The 22,078-nt window shown below is 66.2% G+C and carries 24 protein-coding genes; 13 read left to right on the plus strand and 11 right to left on the minus strand.

What is annotated here, in order from left to right; genetic code table 11:
- Window positions 1-6 precede the first annotated feature (6 nt).
- Window positions 7-330: a hypothetical protein gene (locus HUW62_RS12195; RefSeq protein WP_176434528.1), complete on the plus strand. Its 324-nt coding sequence runs from the start codon at window positions 7-9 to the stop codon at window positions 328-330.
- A 92-nt stretch (window positions 331-422) separates the two neighbouring features.
- On the opposite strand, the gene HUW62_RS12200 is transcribed toward HUW62_RS12195, so the two are convergent.
- The 4 genes from HUW62_RS12200 to HUW62_RS12215 form a co-directional block, all read right to left on the minus strand.
- Window positions 423-743: a hypothetical protein gene (locus HUW62_RS12200; RefSeq protein WP_176434529.1), complete on the minus strand. Its 321-nt coding sequence runs from the start codon at window positions 741-743 to the stop codon at window positions 423-425.
- A gap of 443 nt (window positions 744-1,186) precedes the next feature.
- Entirely contained in the window at window positions 1,187-1,969 is a 783-nt protein-coding gene (locus HUW62_RS12205) for an SDR family oxidoreductase (protein ID WP_176434530.1), read from the minus strand.
- Between the two features lie 97 nt (window positions 1,970-2,066).
- The gene (locus tag HUW62_RS12210) at window positions 2,067-2,429 is read right to left on the minus strand and encodes a MarR family winged helix-turn-helix transcriptional regulator (protein ID WP_176434531.1); all 363 of its coding nucleotides are present in this window, start codon (window positions 2,427-2,429) and stop codon (window positions 2,067-2,069) included.
- Between the two features lie 159 nt (window positions 2,430-2,588).
- Window positions 2,589-3,014, minus strand: coding sequence for a VOC family protein (locus HUW62_RS12215; RefSeq protein WP_176434532.1), 426 nt, complete (start codon window positions 3,012-3,014; stop codon window positions 2,589-2,591).
- 63 nt (window positions 3,015-3,077) lie between these two features.
- Here HUW62_RS12215 and HUW62_RS12220 point away from each other — a divergent pair, with 63 nt between their 5' ends.
- Window positions 3,078-3,656 carry a TetR/AcrR family transcriptional regulator gene (locus HUW62_RS12220; RefSeq protein WP_176434533.1) on the plus strand — a complete coding sequence of 193 codons (579 nt, stop codon included), beginning with the start codon at window positions 3,078-3,080 and terminating at the stop codon, window positions 3,654-3,656.
- Between the two features lie 51 nt (window positions 3,657-3,707).
- On the opposite strand, the gene HUW62_RS12225 is transcribed toward HUW62_RS12220, so the two are convergent.
- Window positions 3,708-3,911 carry an aldo/keto reductase gene (locus HUW62_RS12225; RefSeq protein WP_255203389.1) on the minus strand — a complete coding sequence of 68 codons (204 nt, stop codon included), beginning with the start codon at window positions 3,909-3,911 and terminating at the stop codon, window positions 3,708-3,710.
- A 131-nt stretch (window positions 3,912-4,042) separates the two neighbouring features.
- Between HUW62_RS12225 and HUW62_RS12230 the strand changes: the two genes are divergently transcribed.
- Complete coding sequence (locus tag HUW62_RS12230) at window positions 4,043-4,414, plus strand: TetR family transcriptional regulator (RefSeq protein ID WP_368670393.1); 372 nt, start codon at window positions 4,043-4,045, stop codon at window positions 4,412-4,414.
- Here the strand turns inward: HUW62_RS12230 and HUW62_RS12235 are convergent.
- Window positions 4,392-4,931 carry a GFA family protein gene (locus tag HUW62_RS12235; RefSeq protein WP_176434534.1) on the minus strand — a complete coding sequence of 180 codons (540 nt, stop codon included), beginning with the start codon at window positions 4,929-4,931 and terminating at the stop codon, window positions 4,392-4,394. The genes HUW62_RS12230 and HUW62_RS12235 overlap by 23 nt on opposite strands.
- A gap of 74 nt (window positions 4,932-5,005) precedes the next feature.
- Here HUW62_RS12235 and HUW62_RS12240 point away from each other — a divergent pair, with 74 nt between their 5' ends.
- Complete coding sequence (locus HUW62_RS12240) at window positions 5,006-5,881, plus strand: alpha/beta fold hydrolase (RefSeq protein ID WP_176434535.1); 876 nt, start codon at window positions 5,006-5,008, stop codon at window positions 5,879-5,881.
- 187 nt (window positions 5,882-6,068) lie between these two features.
- Here HUW62_RS12240 and HUW62_RS12245 read toward each other — a convergent pair whose 3' ends face one another.
- Window positions 6,069-7,787, minus strand: coding sequence for an LVIVD repeat-containing protein (locus tag HUW62_RS12245; protein ID WP_176434536.1), 1,719 nt, complete (start codon window positions 7,785-7,787; stop codon window positions 6,069-6,071).
- Between the two features lie 204 nt (window positions 7,788-7,991).
- The gene (locus HUW62_RS12250; RefSeq protein WP_176434537.1) at window positions 7,992-9,659 is read right to left on the minus strand and encodes a phosphatidylserine/phosphatidylglycerophosphate/cardiolipin synthase family protein; all 1,668 of its coding nucleotides are present in this window, start codon (window positions 9,657-9,659) and stop codon (window positions 7,992-7,994) included.
- Window positions 9,660-9,874: 215 nt separating this feature from the next.
- Here HUW62_RS12250 and HUW62_RS12255 point away from each other — a divergent pair, with 215 nt between their 5' ends.
- Entirely contained in the window at window positions 9,875-10,420 is a 546-nt protein-coding gene (locus tag HUW62_RS12255) for a DUF3060 domain-containing protein (protein ID WP_176434538.1), read from the plus strand.
- Between the two features lie 329 nt (window positions 10,421-10,749).
- The gene (locus tag HUW62_RS12260) at window positions 10,750-12,348 is read left to right on the plus strand and encodes a hypothetical protein (RefSeq protein WP_255203390.1); all 1,599 of its coding nucleotides are present in this window, start codon (window positions 10,750-10,752) and stop codon (window positions 12,346-12,348) included.
- 10 nt (window positions 12,349-12,358) lie between these two features.
- Here the strand turns inward: HUW62_RS12260 and HUW62_RS12265 are convergent, their stop codons facing one another.
- Together HUW62_RS12265 and HUW62_RS12270 are read right to left on the minus strand one after the other, a co-directional pair.
- Entirely contained in the window at window positions 12,359-13,573 is a 1,215-nt protein-coding gene (locus HUW62_RS12265; RefSeq protein WP_176434539.1) for a methyltransferase, read from the minus strand.
- A 142-nt stretch (window positions 13,574-13,715) separates the two neighbouring features.
- Complete coding sequence (locus tag HUW62_RS12270) at window positions 13,716-14,087, minus strand: hypothetical protein (protein WP_163861652.1); 372 nt, start codon at window positions 14,085-14,087, stop codon at window positions 13,716-13,718.
- Between the two features lie 184 nt (window positions 14,088-14,271).
- Between HUW62_RS12270 and HUW62_RS49645 the strand changes: the two genes are divergently transcribed.
- From HUW62_RS49645 to HUW62_RS12300, 6 genes are all read left to right on the plus strand, one after another.
- Window positions 14,272-14,505, plus strand: a complete 234-nt coding sequence (locus HUW62_RS49645) for a M57 family metalloprotease (RefSeq protein WP_163861655.1) — start codon at window positions 14,272-14,274, stop codon at window positions 14,503-14,505.
- Window positions 14,506-14,620: 115 nt separating this feature from the next.
- Window positions 14,621-15,780, plus strand: a protein-coding gene (locus tag HUW62_RS12280; RefSeq protein WP_176434540.1) for an IS3 family transposase whose coding sequence is annotated in 2 segments (ribosomal slippage) — window positions 14,621-14,900 and window positions 14,900-15,780 — 1,161 coding nt in all. Because the reading frame shifts where the segments join, the coding sequence is not laid out codon by codon here.
- 290 nt (window positions 15,781-16,070) lie between these two features.
- Window positions 16,071-16,529: an OmpH family outer membrane protein gene (locus HUW62_RS12285; protein WP_163861662.1), complete on the plus strand. Its 459-nt coding sequence runs from the start codon at window positions 16,071-16,073 to the stop codon at window positions 16,527-16,529.
- 456 nt (window positions 16,530-16,985) lie between these two features.
- Complete coding sequence (locus tag HUW62_RS12290) at window positions 16,986-17,468, plus strand: hypothetical protein (RefSeq protein WP_176434541.1); 483 nt, start codon at window positions 16,986-16,988, stop codon at window positions 17,466-17,468.
- A gap of 119 nt (window positions 17,469-17,587) precedes the next feature.
- The gene (locus tag HUW62_RS12295) at window positions 17,588-18,763 is read left to right on the plus strand and encodes a DUF2380 domain-containing protein (RefSeq protein WP_176434542.1); all 1,176 of its coding nucleotides are present in this window, start codon (window positions 17,588-17,590) and stop codon (window positions 18,761-18,763) included.
- Window positions 18,760-19,230 carry an NUDIX hydrolase gene (locus HUW62_RS12300; protein WP_163861666.1) on the plus strand — a complete coding sequence of 157 codons (471 nt, stop codon included), beginning with the start codon at window positions 18,760-18,762 and terminating at the stop codon, window positions 19,228-19,230. The genes HUW62_RS12295 and HUW62_RS12300 overlap by 4 nt, the downstream gene beginning before the upstream one ends.
- Window positions 19,231-20,370: 1,140 nt before the next feature.
- On the opposite strand, the gene HUW62_RS12305 is transcribed toward HUW62_RS12300, so the two are convergent.
- Window positions 20,371-21,285, minus strand: a complete 915-nt coding sequence (locus tag HUW62_RS12305; protein WP_176434543.1) for a cupin domain-containing protein — start codon at window positions 21,283-21,285, stop codon at window positions 20,371-20,373.
- A 171-nt stretch (window positions 21,286-21,456) separates the two neighbouring features.
- Here HUW62_RS12305 and HUW62_RS12310 point away from each other — a divergent pair, with 171 nt between their 5' ends.
- Window positions 21,457-22,065 (plus strand): RNA polymerase sigma factor, encoded by a 609-nt coding sequence (locus HUW62_RS12310; RefSeq protein WP_176434544.1) that lies wholly within the window; start codon window positions 21,457-21,459, stop codon window positions 22,063-22,065.
- The last annotated feature ends 13 nt before the right edge of the window (window positions 22,066-22,078 follow it).

Here is a 22,078-nt window from a genome sequence, read left to right on the forward strand (position 1 = left end):
AAGAGCATGTCCCGGAAGCCGATTTCGCTGCTGTTGTCTTTCGCGCTCTGTGTGATGCCTGTTGCCGCGCTCGCCGAGGAGTCCTGGACGGCGCAGGAGTCCGCATCCGTCGTGAGCAGCGATGCTCTTGTGAGTGATGAAGGGGGCGAAGGTCAGCAGTCCGAGGACCTGGCCACCCTGAGCGAGTGCTATTGGCGGACCACGTATTGCTCCAATGCTGCCTGCGCCAACGGAGGGGCCGTGGGGGTGCATGTCTACGACTGCTATGATGGTGGGACCCGCACCGAGCGCACCGTCAGTACCTGTTGCGGCGCGGTCAGCCCCCAGTAAGGCCTGGTCTTGCTCTGGACACTCGGTGGCCGGAAATGCCCCGCAGCGCGGGATTCATTGACCGCGGCCTGCTGGGCCCCTGTGTCCGTTGCTCATCGCGGATAGGAGTCGCGTGCGCCCTGCTCGCGCGCCTGCTGCGCTTCCCTCCGCGCCTTCAGGTCGCGGTAGTACTCCGCGTTCTGCTCACGCTGCCGAAGAAGCACTGGCGGGTACTGCTCGAGGATGAGGGGCGTGAGCTGCTCCAGGGCGTTCTTGAGCAAGGGGAACGCCACCGTGTCCTTGTCGACCAGGACCTCCCACGGCTCCGTGCTGGAGCGGCGGGCCATGTCGAAGGAGACGCCCTCCGTCCTCCGCTCTACGGGCACGTCGACGCCGACGACCTCGCTGGGCTCGGCGCACGAGAAGACCTTCACCGAGTCGAAGAGCCGAAGACCTGGCGTCCGGCACGGCGCCCTCCGTACTCAATCCTGCACGCGTCCAGGGGGCGCAGCTGTGACTGGATGAACGCCAGCTCCGCGAGACCCCCTACATCGTCAACGGTCCGCGCGAAGTTCCGACCGCCGTGAAGAAACATCGCCCCGAGGCCGAGGACGCCGAGCATCCCGATGCCGGCGGCGATGAGGAGCGGGGACTTCGTGCGACGGGGGGCCGAAGGCGGCCTGGGCGGGGTGCGCATCAGGCCCGGACCCTAACGAAGCGCCGTACCCAGGACCAGGGTGGTGTGCGCCAGCGTATTGCACCCAGGAGGGGCGCACGGGCACTCCGCGTATGAGCGCCCGTGCGGTTCATCGGATGTCGCTGAGGGGCAGGTGTGGGTCGTCGCAGGCGCCGATGCGCGCGTTCTGTCCCTCGGTGGTCACCAGTCGACCTTGAACGCCGAGCGGAGCGCGACATCGAAGGCCTTGTCGTCCAGCTTCGCGCGGGCGGCGAGGAGCGCTTCGGCGTCCGCGCCCGCGGGCCAGCGGAACTGCTTCTCGGGATTCTCCGCGGCGTCGGCCACCTTGCGCGCGATGGTCTCCGGCGGTGTCATCTCCTCTCGAGGCACGTGCTTCTGCGAAGCCGCGAGCGGCGCGTAGGGGTCGTTGGCACCGAAGAAGGAGCGCGGCGCATCGAGCGCACCGGTGCCGATGGTCCCCGGCTCCACGACGACGACGCGGACGCCGAAGTGGCCCAGTTCGATTCGCAGCGACTCACTCAGCGACTCGATGGCCCACTTCGTCGAACAGTAGATGCCCGTCAGCGGAAGCGCGGCGCGCCCGACGACGGACGAGAGGTTGACCACCGTGCCGGACCGGCGCTCGCGCATCCCCGGCACGACGGCCTGAATCATCCGGAGCGTGCCGAAGACGTTGATGTCGTAGAGCCTGTGAACCTCCTCGAACGGGATGGACTCGAGCGGTCCGACGGCGATCTCCGCCGCGTTGTTGATGAGCACATCGATGGGCCCCGCTTGCGCCACCGCTCGGCGAACCGACTCGTCGTTCGTCACGTCGAGCGCCAGGCGCTTCGCGACGGGCAGGTCCGCCAGCGTCTCGACCTTGCGCGCCGTGGCGATGACCTCGTGCCCTCGGCGCACGAGCTCCAGCGCCGTCGCTCGCCCCAAGCCCTTCGAAGTCCCCGTGATGAGAATCCGTGCCATGGTCTTCAACGTCCTTTCCGAATCACATTGCCTGTATCTACAGGTTTTAAATCGTAAAGAAGGAGGCCCCCACAGGGCCGCGGTCGTCCCGCCCCCATCACACGGGCGAGGCGCCTGCCGCAATCTCAGGCAGGGACCGGAACGCCGCATCCCAGGTGGTCGCGGAAACCCGCTGCCGGAGCCGCTCCTGGACACTCTCCCAGAGCGGGGCTGCCTTGGTGATGACTGCCCGACCGGCGCGCGTCACCGAGACGTACTTCTCGCGCCGGTCTGTTCCCGCGCGAAGCGTCACCCACCCATGCTGCTCGAGCGGGCGGAGGTTCCGGGTCAGCGTCGTCTCCTCGAGCAGCAACCCTTCCGACAAATCACGCACCCGCATGTCACCGTTCTGGATGAGATAGGAGAGCACGGAGAATTGCGTGGTCCGGAGGTTCACCGGACGCAGGGCGTCGTCATACATGCGAGTCACCATGCGGGCAGCCTGACGAAGGTTCTCGCAGAGGCACGGTGACTGGAGCCGGGTATCGAGTGGCGGCGACATTTTACTTGTATATGCAGGTGTTGGGCTGCCTTCAACGATTTCGACGCCCGAGCGAGCGCCCTGCCTCCAGTCCAAGGTCTACCTGGGCAGCGCCTGGGCGTCGTACTGCTTCGCGAACTCGGGGCTCGGAGGGATGGGCTTGATGACGTCGATGAGCACCCCGTTGGGGTCCGCGGTGATGAAGTGCCGCTGCCCGAACGCCTCGTCGCGCAGCGGGATGTGGATGGGCAGGCCCGCCGCCTGTGCGTCGCGGTAGACGGCATCCGGGTCCTCGACCTCGAAGTTGAGGACCAGGCCGGCCACGCTCGCCCGGGCCGCCTCCGGCACCGTCTCGTGCCGCCCATCGAGGATGGCCAGCGCGACGGACGCGTGCTCGGTCGACTGCAGATGGACGTACCAGTCGCTGGTGAAGAGCGCGCTGAAGCCGAAGTGCTTCGTGTAGAACGACACCGTGCCCGTGACGTCATGCGTCATGATGACCGGGTAGTAACTGGTGATTTTCACGAGGTTTTTCCTCCAGGGATATCAGTGCTTGCGCCCCATTCAGGTAACATGCAGACTGTATGTATGCAATCCAGGGGTCGGAGGAGCAACGACGAACGCAGCGCTTCGACGCGCCATGCGCTGGTGACGGCGGCCAGGGCGTTGTTCGTGGAGAAGGGGTACGCGCAGACGTCCACCCCCGAAGTGGTGGCCGCGGCTGACGTCACGCGGGGCGCCCTCTACCACCACTTCGCGGACAAGCAGGCCCTGCTGCGCGCCGTCCTGGAGCGGGAGCTCGACGAACTGCGCCGCGCCATCGATGCCGCGACACCGCCGGGACTTGGAGCGCGCGAGGCGCTCGTGGCGGGGAGCCTCGCCTATCTCGATGGGATGACCGTCCCCGGACGCACGCGCCTGCTCCTGGTGGATGGGCCGGCGGTGTTCGGCCATGCGGAGATGGTGGCGCTGGACGAACGGCACGCCGCCGGGTCGCTGCGGGAGGGGCTCGCCGCCGCGCTGGGAGATGACGCCCTGGTGCCCTCGCTCGCGAGCCTGTTGTCCGCCGCTTTCGACCGCGCGGCGCTCGCCATCAGCACGGGGGAGGACCCCGCGACCTATCGCGCCGCGATGCTCCGCCTCATCGACCGCGTCTCCGGCGCCTGAGCCGCGGCCGCCTCCGTTGGAAGGGGTCTCAGCGTTCGCTGTCGAGCAGCTTCATCTGCTGCTCGGGATAGCGGCTGCCGGAAATCGCCTCGGGGGGAGCAGCGCCTCGACGGCGGCCACGTCCTCGGACGACAAGGGCTTCTCGAGCGCTCCGAGCACGTCGAGCAGTTGTTTGCGCGTGCGCGCGCCGACCACGGGCACGAGCGTCGGTTGCTTCGCCAGCACCCACGCCACGGAGAGTTGGGCCGGCGTCATCCCACGCTCGTGAAGTCGCCAGTCGGGCAGGCGTCGGCATCGCGACGGTGTACCGGCACTTTCCACAGCGGGCCGAGCTGATCGCCGCCGTGTACCGACGCGAAATCGATGCCTGCGCGGCCGAGGCCCTGGTGCTGGCACGTGAGCATCCGGCGTTCGAGGCGCTGACGAGGTGGCTTCACCGGTTCACGAGCTTGACTGCCACCAAGCGAGGGCTCGCCGCGTCGCTCAACGCACGGGATCCGACGTACCAGTCGCTGCCCGAATATTTCCGTCAGCACCTCGAGCCGGCGCTCCAGTCACTGCTCGCGGCGGCCGCGGCGGAGGGGCAGGTTCGCGGCGATGTCGACGCGTACGAGCTCTTGCGTGGCGTGGCGAACCTCTGCGTTCCCGTCGCGGAGGTCGGCCCAGGCCACACCCAGCGAATGGTCGACCTGCTCATCGACGGGCTGCGCTACGGCGCACCAGGCCCCCGGCGTGTCAGACCTGGAGCGCTCCGTTGACGCAGGCAATCTTCGGGCTCCGGAACCCCATGGCCACCCACGCGCTCAAGAGCCTGGCGAAGAATGAGAACGATTGTTGCCGGGCGTTCGGGACATCCTCGGGAAGCACCACGCCGGCGGGAAGGTCCGCTGTCATCGTCCGCATCTCGAGCGGGGGCAGGGTTCCCGAGGGCCAGAGGCAGCCATAGAGACTGAGCCAGTGGCCGTTCTTGAACTCGAGGAAGACCGGCGTGTTGCAGCAGGTGGCGACAACCCGACGGGTCTTCGCCTCGGGCGTGAGGTGGAACTCCTTGAGATGGTCGGTGCCCTGGAGGAGGCGGACGCGGTCCTTGCGGTAGAGGACGAAGCGCGTCGCGCCGCTTGCTTCCAGGAACGTCGGGGCCGAGGGCAGGGTCTGTATCCGGGCGCCGGCCGCACGGCAGCTGTTGCAGCAGCATTCGGCGTTGACGATGGGCGCGCCCTTCACTTCGAGATGGACCTGTCCGCAAGCGCAGGCGAGTCGATTGGTCTGGGTCATGGGCGTGCTCTCCGTTCGGAATGAATGCAAAGGTCCAAACCGGTTCCAGGGCAAGAAAATGGGATGCTGGGCGGATGAAATCGGCGTTCAAGGGCGAGCAGGCGAAGGCAGTCCTTTCCCGGTGGCATGAGCACTTCCGCGGCCGCCTGCGGGTGCCCACCGAGAGCCGGACGGTGAAGACCCGCATCGGTGACACGCATGTGCTGGTGGGCGGGCCCGAAGACGGCCCCGAGGTCGTCGTGCTCCACGGCGCGCTCGCGAGTTCGGCGCACGTGCTCCACGAGCTGGCCCCGATGCTGGAGCGATTCCGCCTTCACGCGGTGGACGTCGTCGGCCAGTCGGTGAAGAGCGCGGATGTGCGGCCGTCGGTGTCGAACAACGAATATGGCGAGTGGCTCCGAGACGTTCTTGACGGACTGTCGCTCCAGCGTCCCCATGTGGTGGGGGTGAGTTGGGGCGGCTTCGTGTCCATCCGGCTCGCGGCAATCTCACCCGAGCGAATCGACAGGCTCGCCTTGCTCTTCCCCGCGGGAGTGGTGAACGGCTCGCACTGGGAGGGGCTCACGAAGGTGGCCATCCCGATGATGCTCTATCGGATGTCCCCGTCGGAGCGGCGCCTGAAGGCGTTCGTCAGACACCTGCTCACGACCACGGATGATGACTGGGCGCCGTTCCTCGGCGATGCCGTCCGCGCGTGCAACATGGACATGCGCATCCCCGCGCTCGCGAAGCCGGAGGAACTCGCGAGGTTGAAGGCGCCCACCCTCGTACTGGCCGGTGATGGGGATGTGAGCTTTCCGGGAGAGAAGCTGCTCGCGCGCGCGCGGGCGCTCTTTCCGACCCTCGCCGACCAGGAGCTCATCAAGGACTGTCGCCATTGTCCGCCAACGACGGATGCCTTCCGGCAATGGCTGGCGGGGCGCATCAGCGCCTTCCTGCGGGCGAGCTGACGCGAGACGGGACGGGGCCACGCGCACCTCGCACGCGGCCCCTGAGAGGCTGCTGGAGGAGGCGGGGTGAAGGTGATGCCCGACTCCGCCAGCTCCGCCTCGATGAACGGAGCCAGCGGCCCTGGGGTCCGCGCGGGTCGTCGCGGTCTGTTTGGGAGGCTTCATGCCCGCGGAGGGCGGCGGAAGCTCACAGCTCGTTGAAGATGATGAGCCCACGAGAGGATTCGGCGGTGTAGACGTAGCCGTCGCCTGGGATTCGCACGCCGAGGAGGCCCTCGAAGATGCTGTCACCTCGGACCGGGTCCGCCTCGCGGAAGACGTGGTGGTGCGCCACCTGGCGAAGCTGGGTGGGATTGGAGACGTCCAGCACCCGCAGGCCGTCGTGGTACCACGCGACGTAGAGCAGGTTGCCGCGCAGGATGAGATTGTGCATGGACGTGATACGCCGCATCTTGAAGGCGCCAATCTTCACGATGTTCGCCGGGTCGGTGACGTCGAGCGCGCGCACGTGAGAGGCGTTGAACTCGCCGCCCTCGAAGGCGATGGTCTTCCCCCCGAAGGTACCCACGGCGCTGTGGTGGGCGAAGCCATCCGGACGCACGAAGCGGCCCAGCTCGCTGACATCGTCGAGGTCGCTGATGTCGAAGATGGCGTAGCCGTCGTAGGAGTCGCTGACGTAGAGGCGCCCTTCATGGACGAAGGAGTCGTGGGGGCCACCCGGGATGACGGTGCGCAGCACCGGGTCGAGCGGGTGGGTGAGGTCGTAGATGAAGGTGCCCGAGGTGGAGTCCATGGCGTAGAGGAAGTCGCCGTCGACCAGCACCGTGTGCGCGCCTCCCGCGCTGCCCGTGGGCACGCTGCGCACGAAGAGCGGCTCGGCGGGCTGGGAGATGTCGTAGACGATGACGCCCGAGGCATTGCTCGCGACGTAGAGCGCGTTGTCCTTGGCCCACACGCCATTCCAGACGTTGTTCCCGGGCAGGCTGATGGCGGCGGTGCGCAAGGGGGTGCGCGGGTTGCTCACGTCGAAGACGGTGAGTCCACCCGGCTGGTCCAGGTGGGGAAGGGAGACGACGTAGGCGTGGCCCTTGGCGACGTAGACGTCCACGGCGTGGCCCGTGGAGACACGGTGCTCGGACAGCAGCTCGAGTCCGCCCGAGGACTCGGGCTCGGCCTCCTGCGTGGCGAGGCGCTGGGCCTCGAAGGTGCCTCCCAGGGTGAACTGGCCTCGGCGGCAATAGGCGAAGCAGCCGGTGATGATGTTGGGGGACTTCGCCTCGCAGCCCGTCAGGTTGGTGACGAGGCCGGTTCGCGAATTCTGGCCCTGCAGGACGAAGCGGTCTCCCTCCATGTCGAGCTTGAGCAGGGGCTGGTCATACATGGTGCTGGTGCGGCCGTCGTCGCGAAGCTGGAACCCGGCCAGGGACGGGACGATGCGGATGCTGCCATCCGGCAGTGCGCGCTCGCCCCGGAGCTCGGCCTGGTAGATGCCCTCCTGGGGCAGCGAGCCGAGTGAGCGCATGTCACACTGGGACAGGTCGAAGAGGTCAGTGCGGCCCAACTCGTTGCAGATGGTGGCAGAGACGTTCCGGGGGTCGAAGCCGCAGGCGGCCAGGGCTCCGTTGTCCTCGAGGTCCCCATGCTCCTCGAGCGGTACATAGGTGCCATCCCAGACATAGGGGCCAGCATCAGTCCCCCCGTCCGGTCCCGCGTCGGGGACCTCATGGGGGCCCGCGTCCGGTCCTGAATCGGGGACCTCATGGGGGCCTGCATCGGGGCCTGCATCGCTGCCCGCGTCCCGGCCCGCGTCGGGCGTGGAGGGGGGGGAGTCCTTGTCACAACCTGTCAGCGGCGAGAGACACAAGGTCGCGAGGATGAGCCCGAAGGTGCGAAGAGAGCGTGTCAAGATTGGACCTCGGAAGTAGGGAGGGCTCCACGGGAGGTGTGAAGTGTGCCTGCCCAACGAAGGGCTCGGGTCGCCGTACCTCCGAGGCGTGCGGATGCTTGCGCCGCGAGGGGAACCCGGGACCGGTGGCGGTCCAATCCCGGGTCTACGGACAGCCTGGTCGCCGATTTGCAACCAGCCTCGCGTCCCCCTGGCCCCGCCGTGTCAGAGCCAGTTGAACTTCAGCTTCTTCGAGCTGCCCACGTCCTCGAACATGGCCCAGAGGTCCTCGGGCTCCCTGCGCGCGAGCCCCACGCACTGGGCTTGATGGCGCTCCTCGGCCGAGTCGTTCCAGCACGCGCGTGGGACTTCGTACATCCCATGGATGCCGTAGTGGTTGACGAGCCTCGCCTTGACGTGGTTCGCGAAGCCCGCGTCGTCGACGTGCACGTCCAGCTCGCCGTCGTAGTCCATGGCCCGGCAGTCGAAGTTGGCGCTCCCCAGCACCACGTGCTGACTGTCGATGATCATCAGCTTGGTGTGCAGGTAGATGGTCTCTGGCTGTTTCCCGAAGCCCCCATAACGGTAGGGGAAGTACACCTGTATCTTCGGGGCCACGTCCGCGTGCTTGGGCTGGGGCTTGCTCTTCTGGCCCGTCCCCTTGTGGATGAACCTCAAGACGGCGTCCAGCCGGACCTCCTTCCTCGCCCTCGTCTTCTTGTGTGTCAGGACCAGCCGGTAGTCCTGCTGGGGCCAGTCCTTGAGGGAGACGGACGGCTCGTCTATCTCCCAGACATAGTCATCCTTGGAGTACGTGGCCCTCGTGAACTGCTGGCGCTGGTCGCTGTTGTAGGTGACCTCCCCGTCGATGACCTCCACGGCGAGGCAGTTCTCGTCCAGGTAGCCACTCTCGACGGCCATCATCGCGTAGGTGATGCGCGTCAGGTAGGTGACGCCCTTGTCCGCGTCGTGGAGGGGATCCGGAATGACCAGCACCACCTTGAGCTGCCTGGCCCCCATCTGTTTGATGCGCGTGCGCACCGCCTTCACGAGCTCTGGATTGAAGAACTGGAAGTTCTCGATGTAGATGTATTTGTTCGCGTGGGAGATGAGGTCCACCAGCTTGTCGCGGATATGTGTCTGGTTGGATAGCGACTCGCTGTTGGTGGTCAGCGCGGTGACGGTGACGTTCCCGTTCTGGATGACCTGGCCGTTCGCGAGGGCCTGGACCTTGGAGCGGGCGACCGCGGGATGCGGGGGGCCGAACAGGTGGATGGTGGGAATCTGCTTCTTCCACCGGCGCAGCCACTCCTCCTCGATGTCGATTGTGACAGGGCCCTGGAGGAGCACGCCCGTGTCGTGGCACGAGTGGCCGTAGGGCCGGGAGTGGTCGATGTTGTCCCAGTACTCGGGCTCGATGTTGAAGCCACCGACCAGGACCTTCAGCGTGCCGGCGATGGAGAAGATGGCGATCTTCTGGTGGAGCGAGTAGCCCACGCCGACGCCGCTGTGCTTCTCCAGATACACCTGGATGCGTTGCTGGTAGTCGTGCAGCAGGGACCGGGTGGCCTTGTTCTTGGCGAGCGTATGCAGGGAGAAGTGGTCCGACATATTCGCGAGCTCGAGGCCCTTGACGGTGACGTCATCGGGTTGCCAGAGGCAGATGTCGACGGGGTGGCCCTGGTCCGCCACCTCCTTCAGGCACTGTCCGAAGTTCTTGCCCGCGTGGCGGTCGAGCAGGGTGTCGTGCTGGAGGCACCACCAGCCCAGTCGCACGTACGTCTTGGGGTCGACCTGCGCGTCACGGACCTCGTAGAGGCAGTCGCGGAACTTGTCGAAGTACTCTTCACCGTCCATCAGGAACACGGCGGTGTTGTTGTGGGTCGGAGCCATGGACCTCGTTGAGCAAGCCACGTACCAGGGGAAGTCCCCGGACTCTGGACCCGGGGGGCTCCCGGCGAGGGCCGGGTGCTTGTCACCGGGACGCAGGCGCGTTGCTCGGGAACGCACGCAGGCGGCCCTCGAGGGGCTCGGCGGTGGCGGGGCGCGTGTGGAGGGAGCTGCCCATGCGTATATTGCGCGCCCAGTCACTCAAGGGAGCCATCTCAATGCGAAATCAAATCAGGTCGAAGACTTTCATCGTCATCGCATGTGTCCTGGGGGCGATGACGGCCAGTGCCCAGGATGAGGACGAGGCCGCGTCGGTCCAGGTCGGCAAGGACGGCAGCGTGAAGGTGAAGTCGCAGGGCAACACCGTGGAGACGCGCGGCGGAACGACCCGGGTCCGCGGTGGCGGCGGCGTCGACGTCCAGGTCGATGGCGCCGTGGCGCGGGACGACGACGACGAGGCTGACACGTCGTCGCGGCGCAGCGGCTCGCTCGAACTGGTGGACTCCGACGGCACCGTGGCGCACGACTGTGCCGACGGGGGCAAGGTGGAGATTGTCGGCTCCGATAACAAGGTCACCCTGACGGGGACCTGCGAGCTCGTCGAGGTGACGGGCAGCGACAACAAGGTCACCGTCCACACCGTGCGCCGCATCGAGACGACGGGCAGCGGCAACAGCGTCACCTGGCAGCAGGGCCCGGAGAAGGGCAAGAAGCCGCGCGTCAGCAACACCGGAAGCAACAACCGCGTCACCCAGGCGCGCTGAGCCGGGACGTCGCGAGGAGGCGCGGCACGCCGCCGCCGCGCCTCCGTCACATTTGATTGTGATTGATTCCGGTGAGACCGCGCGCCACGGCGGAAGCGCCAGCCGACGCGCGGAAAATTCCTCGCCCCTGTCGCCATTCCCGCGAAAATCGCGTAAGAACATTTGCGACGGAATGGAAACTGGCCGCGTGACTCGCGGGCAAGACAGCCATGTCCGCACAGCCGTCAGGCTGTCGAACTCATCGAACTACAACGGTGACTCCGTGGCATATGCCGCGTGGTGTCATGCGGCCTTGGGCCGCGATAGGGAGACGTATGCGGAAGGTGGCCATGACGGTCGTCATGCTGTGCGGAGCATGGGTGTCAGGGTGTCAGGGAGAACCGTGGGACGAGCCAGCCCACGAGCAGCCCGGCCCCGAGGCGTCTGTCGCGGCCACCCGTCAGGCGGTCCTCTCCCCGGAGCTCGAGGCGTCGCTCGCGTGTGTCGAGACGTATGCCAACGCGGGGACCTGTGACTGGGCTCACTGGAGCGAGATGGTCGAGACGTGCGGGACTCACGAGCACGGGGAACTCGAGGACGGACTCTTTCTCGAAGAGGTGCAGTCAGGTCACTGCACGGCGGCCAACTGGCCCGCGCTGAGCGAGCAGCTCATCACCCCCCGTCCGCCGCTCGTGCGCATGCGCGCGGACTGCAATGGCGCCTCCCAGATCGTCAAGGAGGTCGAGGCCAACGGCTGCTACGCCCTCGGACAAACCGCTGGCGCCTCCTACGTCGAGGTGCCGATCGGCAAGGCCGTGAGGCTCTTCGCCGGTGTGGACTGCACGGGGACTGGGGTCTCCGTCCAGACCGACGCGAGCTTCTGTGTGACGAAGTTCGCCAACGGCACCAGCACGAACGACAAGGTGCGCTCGTTCCGGGTTCAGGACTTGGAGGCGCCGCCATCGGAGTACCGGTATGACTGCGCCCCCGAGGAGTCGACGTGCGTCAAGAACCACAACAACACTGGCAGACTGGTCGACATCAACCGGAAGCACACCGTCAAGATCGTCCGCGTCTCCGTCGCGGGCAGGAGCACGACCTCGATGAACCTCATCGAGGCGCAGGTCCTCGCCATGTACGACTTCTTCCAGGGGGCCTCTCGCAATCAGATAAGCCTGGCGGAGGCCCCTACCCGGCGGGACCTGACGGCGCCGGCGGGCAGCACCTGCGAGGAGGCGAAGACCTATGCCGTCCGCTACGCCAGCCCGGACACGTTCCTGACCGTGTATACGATGCCCAGCGGGCTGTGTAGCGTCTCGAGGGCTGGCGCGCGCAGCATCTACCTCAATGGCAACCTGCTCCGGGACCACGCCCACGAGACCGGGCATGTCCTCGGTCTCGCGCACGGCAACGCGAGAAATCCGTCAGGCGGCAAGGACATCCCATACGGCGACGCGAGTACGTACATGGGCAGTTTCCCGTCGGATAACTACAACCTCCCGCAGCTCCACTGGCTGGGATGGACGAAGAAGCAGGACCTCGTCAATGTCACCTCGGCCATCGCCAATGGTGCCACCTCCACGGTCACCCTCCGCCCGGTGGGGACCAATGCCGAGCTGGCCAGCGACCTCCCGCTGGGCGCGGTCTGGGATATTCCCGGCACCGAGCCCAAGGAGCGGTTGTTCATCTCCGTGCCGAAGTCACGCCTCAACGCCACGAATGACATCGAGGGGGGCACGGTGATTGTGTACCGCTCTCCCACCTGTGAGAACTGCACGGGCATGGCGATGAAGTCGACGACGAAGGGGCGGTTCAACGCCAAATCCGTCAATGAGCATGCGCTCGGCGGCCTGCGCCTCAAGGCAGTGGGTTACACGCTCAAGCCCGTCCAGCCGGGCGAGCCGAACATCGAGGATTTCGCCTCCGTCACGCTGCAAATCAGGCGGTAGCGGCCCGTGTTCAAGTGCTCCTCGACGCGATGAGCGCGAGGTTTCGTGGAGACAGGCGTGGTTCGAAGAGCTGGAGGAGCTCGACCTGGAAGCCCAGCTCCTCCAGGAGGAGCGCGCGATCCAGCAGGAGCACCACCTCCAGCGCCCTCGCGAAGCGGTCCCTCAGCAGATGGCAGAGCAGGAGGTCCCGCGTCTCGGCGCGGACGGACACCTCGAAGGCATCCAGCTCGACATCCGTCATGCGGGTCTCGAGGCCCAGGCGCTCCAGACGGTCGAGCGCGTAGTGGGCGAAGCGTCCGTCATAGAGCGCCCGGGGCGCGTCCCCGGCCCTCACGAAGCCGCGCTCGGGGAAGTGCCGCATGGTGAGGAGCGCGAACGCGAAGCGCCACGCGTACACCCGCTTCATCCGCGCGAACTCCGCGTCGGTCTTGTGAGGCCGTCCCCGCGTCGTCAACGCCAGGGCATGCGGGGTGAAGGGCAGGGGATGCGCGCCTCCGACGTGGGAGACGGGGTAATCCCGCGGGGTCTCCAGTTTGTCGTAGCAGCAGCCGACGTTCAGGACGAAGCCCGCCTCCTGACTCTTGCGGAGCTGCGTGAGGGCGAGTGGCCCGCAGGTGTGCAGCCCAATCGAGGCCCGGTCCCGGCCGGTGAAGAGCGGATCGAGCTGTGGTTGGAGGCCGTCCTCGACGGAGGCCTGGATGAAACACAGGGTGTCCCCGACTGGCGAGCGGGTCTTCGTCAGCCACCGCCGGCCCTTGTCCTGCAACGCGGCGTCTCTGTCGATGCTGTGGAAGGTCCATCCGAACGTCCGCGCACAGAGGCGGGCGAGGTGTCCCATGCCGCCGCCGATATCCACTGCCTGGTGGATGAAGCGCGTTCTCGGCGCGAGCAGGGCGAGCACCCGCTCGAGTTCGTGGGTCTTCTTGGTGCTGAGGCCCTGCGTCTCCGAGACGGTCAGCGCGTGAAGGCCCTCGTGCCAGGGCAGCGCCGTCAGTTCCTGGAGCGCGGCCAGGAGCGCGCCCAGGGACGGAGGTGGGGCGCCCACGAGCTCCCCCTGGTCCAGCCGCCGCTCGCCTGCTTCATCGAGCGACCGGGCATAGGCCAGCCAGTCCTCGGGCCAGGCGGTGCCGGACCCGGGCCAGCCCTGGAGGATGGAGCGGGACCACAGGGAGGACCAGGGCCGGAGTTGGTGCGTGAGCGCCTCGAGTCGCGCCTGGAAGTCCATGGCGGCGCATCCTATGCGCCGCTTCGCCGGTTTGTGATGACGGGGCCTGTCCCTCGACCACGATGCTCAGCGACACGTGGGCGCGCCCACGCCACCCCGGCGTTGTCTTGCGCCGGAGAGGTGCGAGGCAGCCGGTCCGCCGTCAGTTGCCGCGGTAGGTGGTGTCGAGGATGCCGACGCCCGCGCCTTCCACGTACAGGGTGACCTTCGTGCCCTGGGTGGCGGCCTGGGTGGCGCGCTCGAACAGTCCCAGGCGCTCGGCCTCGCTGTACTGGTAGCCGGCGGACGAGGCGCTCGCGCCCAGGTAGTAGTAGGTGCCGACGAAGCTCCCCGTGCAGTTCGCCGCGGTGTTCACCTGCACGAACACGTAGCCCTGACCATAGAAGGCGTTGGGTTGCCGGGTGTAGGTCGCCGCGCAGACGTAGCCATTCACGGTGATGGGGGCCGCCAGGGCCGTGCTGGAAAACCCGACCGACATCATCACCGCCGCAACAACGATGGACGCTCGCTTCATGGTGTTGTCCCCTCATTCCGTGGATTGAGGCCTCCGCGCCCGGGAAGGGCGGGGGGCTTCGGAAAGCGTCTCTGCCTTTCCACGTGAAGTAACGGACGAAGGGGGATTCCTTCCTCACTTCCTGTTCGCGTTCGAGGGTGGGAGGTGGTGTGGGTCCACCCGTCCAGACACGCTCTCGCGGCTGATGCGTGCCGACCTTGCGAACTCCTCGGCCAACACAATCAAGCACGTCATTACACATGAGCCTGGCCACTCAGTCGGCCTCCACCGCTCGGATTGCGACGACAGAAGCATCAGTTGCAGCGGCAGTCCGGTCAACGAAGGCACTCGCATTGAGCACAAAACCGAGCCCGCGGGGTCAATGGGATACGACAGCGCGGGCACGTCGTGGGCTCGGGGGCATGCGCACTGGGGATAGACGGCCTCTCCACTCTGGGTGGAGAGGCGAAGGAATGACTCGCGCCCCATGGGGCGGCTGTTGGGCGTGATCCGCTTCAGCGGACACCAAGGAAGAGGCAGGTACGGTGTCCGACATGAGGGAAGTAAAGAAGCCACGACGCCCCCGGCGTAGCTACACGGAGGAGTTCAAGGCCGGGGCAGTGAGGCTGGTGGTGGAGGAGGGAAAGACAACGTCCCAAGTGGCGAGGGACTTGGACTTGACGCTGTCGGCGTTGAGGATGTGGGTGGACCAAGCCCGAGCAGACAAGGGCCAGGGCAAGCCCGGGGCGCTGACGAGCGCGGAGCGGCAGGAACTCACGAAGCTACGCAAGCAGGTGCGCGAGCTGGAAATGGAGCGAGCGCTGCTAAAAGAATGGGTGGCCTACACCGCGAAGGAGAACGGGTGAAGTTTGAGTTCATCCGTGCGGAGCGGGCCTACTTCTCCGACAGCAGGCTGTGCCGCATGCTGAAGGTGTCACGTTCGGGCTTCTACGCGTGGAGCCAGAGGCCTGCGAGCGCACGACAGCGGGAGGACGCGCAACTGAAGGTGCTGGTGCACGAAGCTCACCAGAAAGGGCGGTGCACCTACGGCAGCCCGCGCATCCACCGGGCCTTGCGGAACCAGGGAGTGCGCGTCGGCCGCAATCGCGTCATCCGTCTCATGGGCGAGGATCAGTTGGTCGGGCGGGCGCGTCGACGGTACCGAGGCACGACGATGAGCGAGCACCAGCACCCCGTGGCGGGCAATCTGCTCGACAGGCGCTTCACGGCACAACGTCCGAATGAGCGCTGGGTAGGAGGCACCACCGAGCTGTCCACCCCCGGAGGCAAGCTCTACCTGGCGGCCATTGTCTACCTCTATTCGCGCTTCGTCGTGGGCTGGGCGCTCAGCGCGGTGAACGACAGGCACCTGACGCTCAAGGCGCTGGACATGGCGCTGCGCCACCGATGCCCAGCCGAGGGGCTGTTGCACCACTCGGACCAGGGAAGCACATATGCCAGTGAGGACTACCAGCACGCTCTGGCGAGGCACGGCATCGTCTGCAGCATGAGCCGACGGGGCAACTGCTACGACAACGCGGCCATGGAGAGCTGGTTCAGCGCGCTGAAGAACGAGTTGGGAGAAGTCTTCGAGAGCGCCAACGACGCGAAGGTGAAGCTGTTCGACTACATTGAGGTCTTCTACAACCAGCAGCGCTTGCACTCGGCAATCGGCTACGCTGCGCCGGCCGAGTTCGAAAGAGCAGCGGCGTAGTCAACCTGTCCATCGAACCGGATCACTCCCAGGTGCGTCAGCGAGGAAGTGCGCTGACTCCACGTAGATGCGTGCGAATTCCGACAGTGGCCCGGGACTTGAGGGGCTGCCCGCGACAAGACACCTTCAGCCCTCGCCCACTAGCGCTTATTCCGTAAGTACCCCTACCATAGCTTGGAAATGAGAATGAGGCGGTAGGGGGGATGGGACGGCGCACTGACCATCAACCAACACCTCCTGAGTCGTCGCCTGCTCAATGTGATTCGCATTGACTTACGGAGAGTTTGACTATGTCAGTTCTGGTCGATGCTCAGGTTGTCGCAAAGATTGCGGTCGTGGATGTAGCCAACATTGCAAGGCAGCTAGTGGATACGAGCGCTACTGCAAGGCAATTGGAGAATGAGTTTAAGAGCCGTGCCGCGGAGCTTGAGAAGATGTGGGCAGAGGTCCGGCGCTCAACAGAGCGCCTGCAAAGCGACGGCCCAGGCATGACTGATAGCGAGCGCAGCAAGCTTGAGACGGAAACTCAGCGCAAGCAGAACTCCTACAGCGCGAAGGCCCAAGCCTTCGAGGCCGACAATCGTCGGCGCAAGATGGAGGAAACCAATAAAATAATGAATCGCATCCGAAAGGCGGTGCGCGAACTCGCAAAAGAAAATGGATTCAACATTGTTGTCGACTCCGGTGCCACCGTCTACGCGGGGCCGTCTGACGACATCACCGAGCATGTGCTGAAGAGAGTGAAATAGATTTGTCCGTCATCATTCGATGGGCGGGAGGGGCAAGAAAGATGGTCTCGACATGTTCCGGGATTGGGTAGACACATCTCTCTTTCCTTGCCTCTATGACCCTGGTGCGCACCCGCGCGTGATTGAGATGCTGTGGCCTGCGGGTGGAAGTGCCTTGGGTCGGAGGGCTCCGTTTTTTCTACGCCGGCAATTACCTCCTGGGCCTGCGGTGTTGCCGCCGTAGGGAGGTGGCGTCATGGCACGCACGGCTGCTCACCCGCCAGCGGGCAGGCAAGTAGGGCTGGACAATCGACGGCGGCTGTCGGTCCTCAAAACCATTGATCCCCGCTGGGGCAAGTTTCTCGAAACCATTGATCCCTTGGGGATGAGGGTTTCTCAAAACCTTTGACCCCACCCGCGTGACTCACGGCCTACGCCCCTCCTCCGGGAGAGGTGACGGGCTTTCGAGAGGTCACGATGGAAGAGGTGAAGGAGGCGCTGCTGTTGCGGCTGGGCGGCGCGGCGAAGAAGCACATCGCGCGGCAGCTCCGGGTGTTGGTACCCGACAACACGAAGGCCCTCGTCGTCACGGCGGACGCGCTGGGCGCTCGGGTGACGCCCGCCTTCCTCGAGTACGCGCAGGCCCGGGGCTTCCATGTGGACGCGGCCCGCGCCCGAAGCCCCCAGGACAAGGGGCGCGTGGAGCGCAGCGTCCCCACGGTGCGTGACGACTGCTTCGGGGGTGAACGGCTGCGCAGCTTGGAGCAAGCGTGCGAGCGCAGCCGTCGCTGGTGTCTCGATGAGTACGGCATGCGCCGGCAGGCAGGCCAGGGGCGCGCTCTTGGGCCAACACACCGAGCGACACGTCCTCACGCGTCCCGGTTGACCTCCCGTCCTCCTTCGCTGGTCCTGATGCGGAGCAACGGCGGTGGCGACCGAGGACTCCACGAGCCGCCGTGACGCTCGCTGGACCTGGCACACCCGCTACCGGAGGCGGCGGCCCGAGCGCCTAGGGGACGCGGCAAACCCTCCTCGAATCCATCGACGATGTGAAGGGCTCGCTGAAGGAGGCCGAGTCCATGCTCTCCCAACTCGCTGGGCGCGCGCCCGTCTTCAGTGGCAGGGCCCTCAGTGGCGGCGCGTTCACGCGCTATCTCGACCACGGTTCACGGCAAGTGGCGTGGATTCGTGGCGCTCTCGGTGGCGCGACGGAGCTGGCCAGTGTCGCGTCGGAGGTGGGGGACTCGGAGATGGAGCTGGGCGTCCTGCGCATGGCGGGCCCACGGTTCCAGTCCGCGATGTTCGGCGCCCTGCTGTTCGCCACCTGGGTGGACTTCCTCCAGCTCTCCGACGTCTTGCTCCGAGAGTGCCCGATGTGCGGCGACGAGAAGCTGTTCATCGACCTCCACCGCGTTCAGGGCTTGATGGAGCCAACGCTCGCGGACCTCACCTCCCAAAGTCCCGTGCGCGTCGAGGCGGCGGCACTCGCGATGCCTGAGCTGATGGGGAAGCTGACGCGTGAGTTCAACATGATGCACGCGGACGCCCGGTCCGCCATGGAGACAGGGGGCAAGATCATGGTGGCGGTGCAGGTGTTGGAGATGCTCGCCATGATTTCCACGCTGAAGTTGGGGCCCCCCAGGCTGCCACCGGCCGCCCCCGCGACGCTTGGCGTGGGCCTTGTCATGAGTTCTGGCGGCGTCATGGTGGGCTCACAGCTTGTCGTTTCCGCCGAGTGGGTGGAGATGATGCGGCGGCTGGTGCAGGCGGGCGTCCTCTCCGTCCCCGTGGTGAGCGCGGCCATCCGCATTCACGGTGGGCAGGCGATGATGGCGCAAGCTCACCAGGACTTGCCCACGGGCGTGCGCGATGCCCTGGGCGACAGTCCCGAGGTGCGCGGCATGCGCGTGACGGGCAAGGCGGGAGCGGGCATGTCCGAGGCCCCGAAGCACCACGTCATGCCGAAGGAGCACCGCGAGTGGTTCGAGGCGCGCGGCTTCAAGGGCGACATGGACATCGACCAGTTCTGTGTCCGGCTGGAGCAGGCTCACCACGAGGCGATTCACGGAGGTGGGAACTGGAAGCTGGGGCGTATGTGGCCCGGAGAATGGAGTCGGCTGATCATGGAGGCACTGCACGAAGCTGAGACCACGACAGGTCGGATGTTGACGCGGAACGAGGTTCTGGACATCGTCGCGGAGCGCATGCGGAGCTACGACATCCCGATGAAGTTCACCAAAGGGAGAAGTCGATGACGGATGGACGTTCGTGGCAGGGGAACTGGAAGGCCCGTGTGTATGAGCGCGTCCGCGAACGCGGCTACGACTCACTCACGACTTTTGCCGAGTCCCGCCCCACCGCATCGCTGGTGGCACTGGCCGAGGAGCTCGGGCCGGACGACGTTGCCGGAGTCCAGGTGTACGATGGTCTGGTCATCGAGGCGGTGCGAAGCAAGCAAGTGACCCGCTTGGTTCGTGGACAACTCGTGCGCGAGCTATGGGGGAGCCTCCCTGATGGGTGGCCGGCAGTGCTCGACGACACGAGTCGATTCGCAGTCGCAAAGGCACTTGGCCCCTGGATTGCCTATACCCCAGATACGCACAAGGGGCGTGCACGCGAAATCAGGACATCGCTCCTCGCCAATCCGCCACCGGCCGGCTGGCGTCCTCTCGGTCCTGACGATGAGCTTCTCCGGATGCTCCTCCCCGACGACGAAGCCTGAGCGCCGCCCGTAGCTGGTGAGTCAGCGACCAGGCCGCGGCTTCCGGCAGGGTGGGCTGTCCCACGCTGGGCACGACAACCAATAAAGGGATGACTCTTACGGGACGTATTCGAGGCGCCAGAAGGTCCGCGACGAAGGGCCGTTCTCGTATCTGCAGACGACTCGGGCCAGCGCATCGCCATGGCAACAATCCCGCTGCGCACCCACGGGAGAGCACAGGCTGTTTGCCCATTGGCTGCACGCAGACAGGCCCGTGCAGACCGCGAAGTCACAGCTCTGGAACACACCGTTGCACGTCACTCCCACTCCATCTTCCGAGGAGCAGATCGCGCTGGTGCAGGACAGGGCCAGATTGGGACCGCAGTTCGCCGAACAAGTACTGAACTGTGAGACTGCTCCACGCTCCTCGTCCGAGGAGACCTCCACGGTGTCGAGGTTGTCGGGAGTGGATCCGCCACACCCCACGATGGAAATGCAGACCAGGGCGGCCATGACCGCACGGACGTTCTTCATTGAGCGACCCCCATGGACACTTTGAGTGCCCAGACCAGTCTACAGGATAGCCAAACATAAGAGACTGAATCTACGGCATGGAGCGCAAGCCCATGGGAGAGGGACAACTGGAGCTTTACCGTGTCACGGAAAGCCCAGGCTCTCACTGTTGTCTTCATGCTGAGGCGCGGCAGTCCTTGGGAGATGCTTCCTCGCAAGCAGTTCGGCCTGTCGGGCATGACCGCCGGGCAGTATGGCTGGCGGCCCGTCCTTGAGCACCAGGGCGGGCCGCCATGCGCCGACTTGCTGGGGGCAGGGCACTGAAGCGCTGTGCGGCAGTCCTCAGTTCACACAGCTCTGGAAGCACTCATCCCAGCACGTCGGGTTTGTCTGGCCGCAAGATTGATTGCAGGCTCTTGAGCAAAGGCAGGCGATGTTGTCTTCGCATGCTTGGGCCCTCACGTTTGACTCGAACTCACTCGGGCGCTCTTGCAAGGTCTCTTGCGAGTCCTCAGGCATGGGTTCACCACAGCCAGCCGTCAGTCCAAGCATCACTATCGCCGCCAACCACCTGGCTGCTCGCTTCAGTCTTTCCATCTCTTGTTCCTCCGCGTTGTGGTGGTACTGCGGCGGGCCGAATCCCGAGCCCTAGCTCTCCTCCACGATCTTCCGGGCCTCCAGTTCCAGGACGTGGGCCTGCAGTTCGTGCAGCAACTCGGAGAGTCGCGCGTGGCACGCTCCGCTGCGCTCGGGGTCCGGCGAGCCGATTCCGTCGGCGAGCGCGCGCCACCGCACGTCCTTCTGCAACTGCTGTCGCAGCGCGGCGCTGACCACGTCCGCCCAGGTGGGCTGGCTGTACGTGAAGTTCAGCGCCAGCGTGTCCTCCGAGGCCTCGGTGGCGTGCCAGTAGCCACGCGGCACGAAGAGCACCGAGCCGGGCTCGAGCGTGATGACCTCGGCACCCTCGGGCATCTGCTCGGGCAGCTCCTGCTCCAGGTAGCTGGCCAGCTCGGGCGAGGGCGGCCCCATGTTCATCGCCCAGCGGTCCGTGGGCAGGGGCAGCTGCGTATTGGGCGCGAGCGTCCAGCGCTTGGTGCCGCGCACCTGCACGACGATGTTCGCGTTCGCGTCGAAGTGGGGGCTATTTCCGCCACCCGACGGTGAGGCATAGAAGATGGCCCGCGCCACGGCGTTGCGCGCCAGCCCCAGCTCGAACGCCACCATGTGCAGCCACTGCTCGACCAGGGGGAGGTAGCGCTCCGCCGAGTCGAGGATGAGCGCCATTCCGCTGCGGTACAAGGCCGCCGCAGCCTGCGCCTCTACCCGGATGACGCTGTGCTCATCGCGCTTGTCCGGCAGCGCGACCATCACCGGGTTGCGGTAGGTGTGCAGCAACCGCTCGATGTCGTGGAGCTCGGGCAGCTCCGCGAGCTCCCCGAGTCGTTCGAGCGGGCCGTGGCAGACCAGGTGCCGCGTGGGCCAGTACTCCGTCAGGAACTCGCGACCCGGGTGCGGCGTGAAGAGCCGTTCGAGGAAGGGTCGCTCCGATGACTCCAAGTCCATGAGAGACGCTAACACGCGAGCGAATGGGGGCGCGGAGTCCTCGCGGCTCCTTGCCCACCTCCACTCCGGCGCCTACGCTCCGACAAGGGCTGGCCCCGTCCGCGGATACCCTCCACGAACGGGCGGTCAGCAGAAGGCAGTCTCCCTGATACATCGTGAGAGCGCCGCGCCATGGATGACGACGTCTCGCTGCTGACCGCGTGGAAGGCCGGAGACCGTCGAGCGGGGACGCGACTCTTCGAGCGGTACTACCCGGCGCTCGCCCGCTACTTCCGCAACAAGCTCTCCGTCGGCGCGGAGGACCTCATCCAACAGACCTTCACCGGCTGCGTGGAGGGACTGGAGCGCGTCCGGAGCAGCGCCACCTTCCGCTCCTACGTCTTCGGCGTCGCGCACCACGTGCTGTGCGCGCACCTGCGCCGCCGCGCGCGTGAGCCCGTGGATTTGGAGACGGTGTCCATCCAGGACCTCGCTCCCGGGCCGAGCAGCATCCACGCCCGGCAAGAGGAGCAGCGTCTCCTGTTGGAAGCCCTGCGTCGCATCCCCGTCACCCATCAGGCCGTGCTGGAGCTGCACTACTGGGAGCAGCTCTCCTCGGAGGAGATGGCGGACGTGCTCGGAATCCCCGCCCCCACGGCGCGCGGCCGGCTGATGCGGGCGAGGGAGCTGCTGCGCGAGTCCCTGGCCGCGCTCACCGACAGCCCGGAGCACCTGCGCAGCACCGTCACCCGACTCGAGCACTGGGCCGCCCAGCTCCGTGCGCGGTTGGATGGCGGGTAGTCGGAGGCCCGCG

Source organism: Myxococcus sp. AM011 (genome assembly GCF_013372595.1).
Taxonomy (GTDB): Bacteria; Myxococcota; Myxococcia; order Myxococcales; family Myxococcaceae; genus Myxococcus; species Myxococcus eversor.

Bases quoted from the DNA above. Each gene is read 5' to 3' on its own strand.
- HUW62_RS49645 (WP_163861655.1), top strand. From the start codon at position 14,272: ATGCGTGCCGACCTTGCGAACTCCTCGGCCAACACAATCAAGCACGTC.
- HUW62_RS12270 (WP_163861652.1), bottom strand. From the start codon at position 14,087: ATGAAGCGAGCGTCCATCGTTGTTGCGGCGGTGATGATGTCGGTCGGG.
- HUW62_RS12260 (WP_255203390.1), top strand. From the start codon at position 10,750: ATGACGGTCGTCATGCTGTGCGGAGCATGGGTGTCAGGGTGTCAGGGA.
- HUW62_RS12295 (WP_176434542.1), top strand. From the start codon at position 17,588: ATGCTCTCCCAACTCGCTGGGCGCGCGCCCGTCTTCAGTGGCAGGGCC.
- HUW62_RS12195 (WP_176434528.1), top strand. From the start codon at position 7: ATGTCCCGGAAGCCGATTTCGCTGCTGTTGTCTTTCGCGCTCTGTGTG.
- HUW62_RS12310 (WP_176434544.1), top strand. From the start codon at position 21,457: ATGGATGACGACGTCTCGCTGCTGACCGCGTGGAAGGCCGGAGACCGT.
- HUW62_RS12205 (WP_176434530.1), bottom strand. From the start codon at position 1,969: ATGGCACGGATTCTCATCACGGGGACTTCGAAGGGCTTGGGGCGAGCG.
- HUW62_RS12265 (WP_176434539.1), bottom strand. From the start codon at position 13,573: ATGGACTTCCAGGCGCGACTCGAGGCGCTCACGCACCAACTCCGGCCC.
- HUW62_RS12240 (WP_176434535.1), top strand. From the start codon at position 5,006: ATGAAATCGGCGTTCAAGGGCGAGCAGGCGAAGGCAGTCCTTTCCCGG.
- HUW62_RS12285 (WP_163861662.1), top strand. From the start codon at position 16,071: ATGTCAGTTCTGGTCGATGCTCAGGTTGTCGCAAAGATTGCGGTCGTG.
- HUW62_RS12210 (WP_176434531.1), bottom strand. From the start codon at position 2,429: ATGTATGACGACGCCCTGCGTCCGGTGAACCTCCGGACCACGCAATTC.
- HUW62_RS12290 (WP_176434541.1), top strand. From the start codon at position 16,986: ATGGAAGAGGTGAAGGAGGCGCTGCTGTTGCGGCTGGGCGGCGCGGCG.
- HUW62_RS12220 (WP_176434533.1), top strand. From the start codon at position 3,078: ATGCAATCCAGGGGTCGGAGGAGCAACGACGAACGCAGCGCTTCGACG.
- HUW62_RS12225 (WP_255203389.1), bottom strand. From the start codon at position 3,911: ATGACGCCGGCCCAACTCTCCGTGGCGTGGGTGCTGGCGAAGCAACCG.
- HUW62_RS12305 (WP_176434543.1), bottom strand. From the start codon at position 21,285: ATGGACTTGGAGTCATCGGAGCGACCCTTCCTCGAACGGCTCTTCACG.
- HUW62_RS12250 (WP_176434537.1), bottom strand. From the start codon at position 9,659: ATGGCTCCGACCCACAACAACACCGCCGTGTTCCTGATGGACGGTGAA.
- HUW62_RS12300 (WP_163861666.1), top strand. From the start codon at position 18,760: ATGACGGATGGACGTTCGTGGCAGGGGAACTGGAAGGCCCGTGTGTAT.
- HUW62_RS12255 (WP_176434538.1), top strand. From the start codon at position 9,875: ATGCGAAATCAAATCAGGTCGAAGACTTTCATCGTCATCGCATGTGTC.
- HUW62_RS12235 (WP_176434534.1), bottom strand. From the start codon at position 4,931: ATGACCCAGACCAATCGACTCGCCTGCGCTTGCGGACAGGTCCATCTC.